Source organism: Bartonella sp. AP88HLJMH, from assembly GCF_042195605.1.
Classification (GTDB): domain Bacteria; phylum Pseudomonadota; class Alphaproteobacteria; order Rhizobiales; family Rhizobiaceae; genus Bartonella.
In genome coordinates this window covers 1-7,842 of record NZ_JBHIOR010000030.1, presented here as the reverse complement: position 1 = coordinate 7,842, position 7,842 = coordinate 1, and the positions used below count along the sequence as shown (strand labels likewise).

Annotated in this window: 13 protein-coding genes; all 13 read right to left on the bottom strand. The window is 36.1% G+C overall.

The features are described 5' to 3' along the window. A partial coding sequence (locus tag ACFIMA_RS08770) for a type IV secretion system protein (protein ID WP_375693047.1) occupies nt 1-605 on the bottom strand: 605 nt, incomplete at its 3' end. 191 nt (nt 606-796) lie between these two features. After that, on the bottom strand, nt 797-1,564 hold the full coding sequence (locus ACFIMA_RS08765; RefSeq protein WP_375613870.1) for a type IV secretion system protein: 768 nt from the start codon (nt 1,562-1,564) through the stop codon (nt 797-799). Continuing rightward, entirely contained in the window at nt 1,561-4,032 is a 2,472-nt protein-coding gene (locus tag ACFIMA_RS08760) for a VirB4 family type IV secretion/conjugal transfer ATPase (protein WP_375613869.1), read from the bottom strand. The genes ACFIMA_RS08765 and ACFIMA_RS08760 overlap by 4 nt, the downstream gene beginning before the upstream one ends. Nucleotides 4,033-4,034: 2 nt before the next feature. Further along, nucleotides 4,035-4,343, bottom strand: a complete 309-nt coding sequence (locus ACFIMA_RS08755; protein WP_375613868.1) for a type IV secretion system protein VirB3 — start codon at nt 4,341-4,343, stop codon at nt 4,035-4,037. A gap of 12 nt (nt 4,344-4,355) precedes the next feature. Then, complete coding sequence (locus tag ACFIMA_RS08750) at nt 4,356-4,664, bottom strand: conjugal transfer protein (protein ID WP_375613867.1); 309 nt, start codon at nt 4,662-4,664, stop codon at nt 4,356-4,358. 125 nt (nt 4,665-4,789) lie between these two features. Further along, complete coding sequence (trwL, locus tag ACFIMA_RS08745) at nt 4,790-5,110, bottom strand: VirB2 family type IV secretion system major pilin TrwL (protein WP_375613866.1); 321 nt, start codon at nt 5,108-5,110, stop codon at nt 4,790-4,792. A gap of 127 nt (nt 5,111-5,237) precedes the next feature. Next, nucleotides 5,238-5,552 carry a VirB2 family type IV secretion system major pilin TrwL gene (gene trwL / locus ACFIMA_RS08740; protein ID WP_375613865.1) on the bottom strand — a complete coding sequence of 105 codons (315 nt, stop codon included), beginning with the start codon at nt 5,550-5,552 and terminating at the stop codon, nt 5,238-5,240. Nucleotides 5,553-5,666: 114 nt separating this feature from the next. Further along, complete coding sequence (gene trwL, locus ACFIMA_RS08735; protein ID WP_375693048.1) at nt 5,667-5,978, bottom strand: VirB2 family type IV secretion system major pilin TrwL; 312 nt, start codon at nt 5,976-5,978, stop codon at nt 5,667-5,669. Between the two features lie 127 nt (nt 5,979-6,105). After that, nucleotides 6,106-6,429 (bottom strand): VirB2 family type IV secretion system major pilin TrwL, encoded by a 324-nt coding sequence (gene trwL / locus ACFIMA_RS08730; RefSeq protein WP_375613863.1) that lies wholly within the window; start codon nt 6,427-6,429, stop codon nt 6,106-6,108. A gap of 56 nt (nt 6,430-6,485) precedes the next feature. After that, nucleotides 6,486-6,803: a VirB2 family type IV secretion system major pilin TrwL gene (trwL, locus tag ACFIMA_RS08725; RefSeq protein WP_375613862.1), complete on the bottom strand. Its 318-nt coding sequence runs from the start codon at nt 6,801-6,803 to the stop codon at nt 6,486-6,488. A gap of 56 nt (nt 6,804-6,859) precedes the next feature. Continuing rightward, complete coding sequence (gene trwL / locus ACFIMA_RS08720; protein ID WP_375613861.1) at nt 6,860-7,177, bottom strand: VirB2 family type IV secretion system major pilin TrwL; 318 nt, start codon at nt 7,175-7,177, stop codon at nt 6,860-6,862. A gap of 128 nt (nt 7,178-7,305) precedes the next feature. Further along, complete coding sequence (gene trwL, locus ACFIMA_RS08715; RefSeq protein WP_375612573.1) at nt 7,306-7,617, bottom strand: VirB2 family type IV secretion system major pilin TrwL; 312 nt, start codon at nt 7,615-7,617, stop codon at nt 7,306-7,308. A gap of 66 nt (nt 7,618-7,683) precedes the next feature. Next, the coding region (gene trwL / locus ACFIMA_RS08710; protein WP_375613871.1) for a VirB2 family type IV secretion system major pilin TrwL at nt 7,684-7,842 on the bottom strand (159 nt) is incomplete at its 5' end.

Genomic DNA, 7,842 nt, shown 5'->3' with positions numbered 1-7,842 from the left:
TGGATTATCCATTGCTCGAAAAGGCGATGAGTTGGTTGCCAGAGCAAAGCAATGATGAAGAATGGTCCCCATCCTACAAGAAGTGTAATAGCGATTTTTGTCAGTAGAACGAGGCCACCACCGATTGCTACGACGAAGCTTGTTGCTAGCAAGATGAGGATTCCTAAGAGACTGTAAAGCAGTCCATTGGACTCGAAGAAGACGGTTTCTTGGAAAAGACGGCCTGCATATTGGAATCCTCCACCTGCTGTTTTGTCAAGTAAATTCATTAATTGTGTATCATTGAGTGGATTTGTTATGAGTGCCTTTGATAACTCATAGGGCATTTGTGTTATCAAATTGGCAATTTCACTCTGATAAAGTCCTGTGGTAAGAGCTATTGAAGTAATAATACTTATCCGTAGGAAACGGTTTACGAATCCGGAGAGAGGCATATCGATAGCGCCCCGGATGATGAGCCAACCATAGATGATGAAAGCGATTGTGATACCGATTGATACAAAGGGTGTAATTGTAACAATTGCTTTTGAGGAAATATCCGTGACATATGTTTTTGTTATCTGATCAATTTTACTGAAAAGTTGCGTGAACACTGTAAAATTCATGGAATTCCTCTTTAACGAATTTTCAATTTTTTATATGCTTTTTAAGCATTTTTCGTTGAATTTTTTTAAGGATAAAATGAAACTTCGTAGACCTTTTCGATCTATGAGAGAGAATTGAGTATTACGCATTAACTTTTTCTTTTTACGAGCATACAGGAAAAATAATATACAAAATATTGCTACAAAAAGCTTTACCTAATGAATCTTATGGTAGGCATGTTCGTGTTTTTACTATTCAAAATTTTTATGTTATGTTTATCTTTCTGTTGTTTGATAAGTGTATGTTCAGCATTGCGTAAATGTGTAACCATTTGTAGTTTTGCTGTTTCATTTTGTAGCATAGCAAGCATTCCAATTATATGTGCTTGTAACTCGGCAATACTTTTTAGATCTTTTGTTGTCGTGATCTCGTTTAATAGTTCTTCAATTTGCTGAAAACGATTGTTTGCTTCTTGAAAAGTTTTTAAACTTACGGCTTTATCAGTGATGGCTGCATATTGGATACGCTTGTTGATAAAACTGCTAGATTCATGGATAGTGACAGGAATTTCTTCTTCTTTTAAAATATTTTCAAGTGATGTAGATAGAGCAGAAGTTTTATTTCTATTGTAGAGATTCTCTGGATTTTTGAGAAAAAAGCTACTGTGATCTGTTTGTACATTTTTAAGTTTTTTAGTGTCGAATTTTTGGCTTCCCGTTATAGACTCGTGTATCTTTTTTACTTCCTCAAGGTGTTTTTTTAGCATATCGAGAAGTTGGGCATCAGGTGGCGCTTTCTTTTGCTGTGGAGTTTTTTTAGACTTTGATGTATTTGAAGATGAACTTCCAAAAAAATTGGGCCACTTCGTTGGAACGGATGCCGATAAATCCGCCGACCCAGCGCCCCAAACCCAAGCCATCGCTGGGTTTGAAACCCCTAAAGTTATTACAACTACTATTGAAATGACCTTTTTTTTCATGTTTCCCTCCTGTCATTTTTTGCGTGCTGTAAGAAAATTGGTAACCATATTGCCGGATCATCACCAACTTCTGCGATAATGCTTTCGGCTAACTCTGCGTTATCAGGCGTTCCTGATAACACTAAGAGCTCGTCACTAAAGTCGTGTTCGATGGTTTTTCCATCGCGTGTTAGATGGAATTTACCAAGATTCAGTTCTGCAAGCGCAGATTGATCACCCTGCTTAATGAGGAATTGGCGACTAAACTCACCAAGTCCTTTAACGAGTTCAAATTCGGCATCTGTTAGTTTAAAGCCTTTTGTATAATCTTCATAATTTGCTTTGGGATTGGCTAGAAAAATGTAAGTTGCACACTGTTGAATGAGTGTTTTGGCAATATTACTTTCCAAGGCATCGCTAGGCTCTTGTGTTGCATAAACAAAAATACCATTTTGTTTACGGATGGTCTTTTGTTTATTTTTGGCTAAATCTTCAAAGTACGGATCTTGCAAAGGCTTCCAAAACTCGTCAAAGATATACATAAACCGCTGTCCGCTAATCATGCCTTCTGTGCGGTAAAGCAAATACATCATCACTGGAGTGCGAGTTTCAAAATTATCTAAGAATTCCGTGATATCAAAGCCGTAAATTTGATGTGTTGAGAGATCAAGAGCATCATGGGGATTATCAAACAACCACCCATAATCACCACCTTCACACCATTTTAGTAAGCGAGCATGAACAGATGGGTGAGCATTATAATCACTTAAACGTGGATTTGGTAAAAATTGTACTAGAAAGGACAAACGACGGAGTGATCGGTCAATGTTAGCACTCATAACAGACATAACTGCTTTGTTAATTTCTTCTTCGTCGTGATGCGTGACTTCACCACCAGCTTCTGCCAATTTTTTAACAAATTGTTTCAGAAAAATAAGATTTTCTTGTGTGGGTGGGAGTTGGAAAGGATTGAAACCACTTTTTCTGCCTGGCTTGAATGTTAAATATTTTCCACCCATCGCCCGAATGGCAATTTCCATGCCACGATCTTTATCAAAAACAACAGTTGTCGGCTTAAATTTTTGTGCTTGTGCTAACAAAAAGCCGAGTAACACGGTTTTACCGGAACCAGATTGTCCGATAAGTGCGGTATTACCAAGTAAACGTTTATCTGTCGAGTCCTCTTCAAGTTTGGAGGCATGAAAGTTGAAATAAAGCGGTGTTTTACTGGTTGTTTTAAGAATTGTGACGGCTGGTCCCCATGGGTTGCCAGTGGGTTTTCCTGACATAAAATTATGAAAAGATGAAAATGACAAAAAGTTCAATGATGTAATCGGAGCAGGACGTGGTCTCCATTTCCAATTGCCAGGAAGTTGTGCCCAATAGCCAGCCTCTATCGCTAAGTCTACAGGTTTGGGCAGTACCGCAACGTCTAGTAATGCTGCACTTGCTTTGGCCATATGGTCGCGAACTTGTTGAATTGTATCACCATAGATCGTCAATGTGCAGTGATGTTCTCCCATGACAAAATGCCCACTGATAAGCTGGTTTAGTGCTTCGTCAATTTGTTCAATTTGGCTCGTTGCCACATCTCGTGCATCAATAAGATTACGCTGATGCCGTTGTAAATAGTCTTTAGCAGCATGTCGGGAGAGCACTGAAAAGCTCTGCGTCAATACGAACTCGAAGTCACTTTCCAACAAAACATTTAATTGTCCTGGTTTGGTTGTTGCATCATATTCTTTAATTTCAAGCATTCCAAATCGACGCATTCCACTGGTTGTTCGCAGTTCACCAAGAGCGCCCCATTTTGAGAAAAAAGGTCGATTGACAGACATATAGTCAGCAAAACGGTCATGGCAAATTGGCATAGGGCGATATTCACCATTGACAAGCATTCCAAGGAATTCAAGTGCAGAAGAATAAGCATGCCCATTTTTTTCATAAGCACCAAGAAGTTCTGCACCGTAACGGTTTAAAGATTGGCCTAAAGTACGATTGATGTCATTGAGTTCTTTGATACATGTGTCTTGTCGCATCTTTTTTTGATCAAGCGTTTCACGTTCATGTTTAGAAAAGAACGACATAATTTTATCCGCTATCGGTTGAAAAATGACAGTCAGATATAAATCATTGACCATCAAATTATAACCAGTAAAGCTTTGTCGATATTTTTCATCAAGTTGATAGCAAAACATTTGATCAAATGTTGAATCAGGATATTCATAAACACGGCGGCGCACAATATGCGTCCAAAATGATAAATTGGCTGATGCAAGACCCCGTAGAGTATTGTTAAGCTCTTTTATCCATTGAAAAATATCTTCTTCTGAAGCGCTTTGATGCGAACGCCCATCAATTTTCCAAATTGACAAATATTCCGCATTTTTAGTAGAAATAATCGTATCTGTAATATGATGTGAATAAGGCAGAAACAGGCTTACAGGTGTCTCTGATGCAAGGCGTTTGCTGCTTTCAACAGCTGTCATGTTTATCTCCTTTTACTATAATCAGAGGGACTATAACTTGATGCGCCCCAAAAACCTTTGTTACGATTGCGAAATTTAGTATCGATCCATAACCACCAGATACGAAACGCCTTATCATCGTTTTTAGTAATTTGCACCATAATAAACCATAATGGAGGTGCTATAATCCACAAAAAGATACTTACTGTCATAGCAATAACAGCAACCCCCATAACCATAACGATAAATGGCATCATGGGGACACCCCATATCGTTGGAACACGTGTTGCTCCCTTGAATAGGGGGAATTCTTTTTTTTCTTGCGATTTCATGGAATGTTCTCGTCACTGGAGGTGAAATAATATGTGGCTAATATAAAAAGCTGCACCAGCAATAATGACACTGAATGCCCATCGCATAAATGTAGCTCTTGCGATAATACGAAATATATAAATAAGCAAAAGTAATAAAAGAATGATAGCAGCAACGATAGGAATAATTATACTTAATCCATATTGCATCCCTATGAAAACATCTAAACTCTTTGTTTCCGTCTGAGCATATGCAGATTGAGTTATTAATAACATAATCAAAGTTATAAAAATAGCACTAATCTTACATATTTTTGATTGAAGCGTATTTAATTGTTTCATATCTTTTATCCCCTTTTAATTAAAGTTGCTATAAATAATATTCCTTTTTTCGTAGTATGAGCGATATTATTACTGGTACAAATTTATAATCAACGAACATTAAAAACATTACGTATTATACTAATTTATGCTTGACCTGTAAATAGCAGTTTAGCAAGTTGGGTTGCTGAGCCAGCAATGACAACGCCGATTGCCCACCTTACAAACGTATCTTTTCCTATGTAGCGGCCTGCGTAACCAATTGCTAAGCACAAAAGTATCACGGCAGCAGCAACAGGAATAATGTGATCAATAAGATCTTTTTTTAGAGCAGTCAGAGCTTTTTCAGCAGGAGCTAATTGCGCATTTGCATATGCAGACTGTGTTATAAAAAATGTAATTATAGCTGTAGAAATTACTATGATTTTGTTGTTATTTTGTGTTTGGAGATTAATTAATTTTCGCATATTTTACTTTCATTAAATTTTTATGAATATTTTATACTTTTTAAAATAAACAAATTGGTATCTTTATATGTTACAAATAGCAAGTATAAACTCTTACTTTAAAAACATTATGTGCTATATAAGCTTATTATTTACCTGTAAATAACAGTGTAGAAAGTTGTGTTGCTGAGCCAGCGATGACAACGCCAATCGCCCACCGTACAAACGTATCTTTTCCAATGTAGCGCCCTGCATAGGCAATTGCTAAACACAAAAGTATAACAGCAGCGGCGAGAGGGATAATCGCTTTTAAGTCATTTTGGAGTGCATCTAACGCCTTTTTTGCAGGATCTAATTTTACATTTGCATATACGGGATTCGTTATAAAAAAGGCACTTAGAGCTGCAGAAATTACGATAATTTTGTTATTATTTTTTAATTTGAGATTAATTAATTTTTTCATATTTTACTCTTATCAATACTTTGTATATTCTTAATATAAACGAAATATCACATAATATGTTTAAATTTATCAAACATAAACTCTCACATTAGAAACATTATGTCTTATAAAGACTCACACTTGCCCCTTGAATAACAGGCTCGCAAGTTGGGTTGCTGAGCCAGCGACGATAACACCGATTGCCCACCGTACAAATGTATCTTTTCCGATGTAACGTCCAGCATAACCAATTGCTAAGCATAAAAGAATAACGGCAGCAGCAACAGGAATAATATTAGTAGTAAGATCTGTTTGCAGAGTTTTTAAAGCATCTTCAGCTTTTAGTTTTGCATACGCAGGATGTACTATAAAAAATAAACTTATAGCCGAAGAAATTGCTGTGATTCTATTGTTATTTTTTAATCGGAAATCAATTATTTTTTTCATATTTTACTCTTAATTAATGCTCTTATTAATACTTTGTATTTATTATTATAAAACATATGAGATTTTTATATGTGTATAATAATTAGATATAAAACCTTATGATAAAAATATTATGCATTATATAGACTTACGCTTGCCCCTTGAATAACAGGCTCGCAAGTTGGGTTGCTGAGCCAGCGACGACAACGCCAATCGCCCAGCGTACAAATGTATCCTTTTCTATGTAGCGGCCTGCGTAACCAATTGCTAAGCATAAAAGTATAACAGCAGCAGCGACAGGAATAATATTAGTATTAAGATCTTTTTGGAGTTCTTCTAAAGCTGTTTTTGCAGGAGCTAAACCGTTTGCTTGGGCCCATACGGGATGTGTTATAAAAAATACAGTTATAGCTGCAGAAAGTGTGATGATTTTGTTATTGTTCTTTGATTCGAAACTAATTAGTTTTTGCATATTTCTCTCACTAAGATTATAGATAACATTTTGTATTATAGCTATCATCTTTAATTTTAATTAACTGCACCTGTGAATAAAAGCTTAGCAAGCTGGGTTGCTGAGCCAGCGATAACAACACCGATTGCCCATCGTATAAATGTATCCTTTTCGATGTAACGCCCTGCATAGAGAATGGCTAGGCATAAAAGTATAACAGCAGCAGCAACAGGAATAATATTAGTAGTAAGATCTGTTTGTAGAGCTGTTAAAGCTTTGTTTGCATGTTCTATTGCTGCACATGCAGGATTTCTCATAAAAAATATAGTTACAGCAGCAGAAATTGCTGCAACTTTGTTATTACTTTTTGGCTGGAGGTTAATTAATTTTCGCATATTTCTCTCATTAAGATTTTAAATAACATTTTGTATTATAGCTGTCATCTTTAATTTTAACTAACTACACCTTTGAATAACAGTTGAGCAAGCTGGGTTGCTGAGCCAGCGACAACAACGCCGATTGCCCATCGTATAAATGTATCTTTTCCGATGTAGCGTCCAGCATAGAGAATGGCTAGGCATAAAAGTATAACAGCAGCAGCAACAGGAATAATATTTTTAACAAGATCATCTTGCAAAGTGTCTAGAGCTTGTTTTGCATTTTTTAATTGCACTGCATATGCAGGATTGCTAATAAAAAGTACAGTTAAAGCTGCAGAAATTATTATAATTTCATTATTATTTTTCTGGAAATTAGTTAATTTTCTCATATTTAGCTTCATTGATTTATCATAAATATTTTTTCTACGAAATAAGAAACAATTTCATTGATGCATAATGAAAGCATTGAAATCCAAAGTTTCTTTTACAAAAAATATTTCTTATTCCAAAAGATTTATCAGTTAGGTTTAAATAATAAACCGGCAAGTTCAGCTGCTGAGCCCGCGATAACGACACCAATTGCCCACCGTACGAATGTGTCTTTTCCGATGTAGCGTCCTGCATAACCAATTGCTAAGCATAATAGTATAACAGCAGCAGCGAGAGGGATAAGCAACTTTAAGTCATCACGGAGTTTTTCTAAAGCACCTTTTGCAGTTGTTAATTGTTGAGCATACACAGGATTGGACATAAAAAATACAGTTAAAGCTGCAGAGGTTTTAGTAGCTTTATTCCGAATTATTGTTTGAAGAACTTTTGATTTTTTCATATTGTTTATCTCAATTTAGATTTTGCTTTAGGATAAAAAGATATTTTATACAGCATGACTTTTTTATTACGCGCTTTTGAATAACATATTTGCAAGTTCAGCTGCTGAACCAGCGATAACGACACCAATTGCCCACCGTACGAATGTATCTTTTCCGATGTAGCGCCCTGCATAACCAATTGCTAAGCACAAAAGTATCACGGCAGCAGCAATGGGGATAATCGT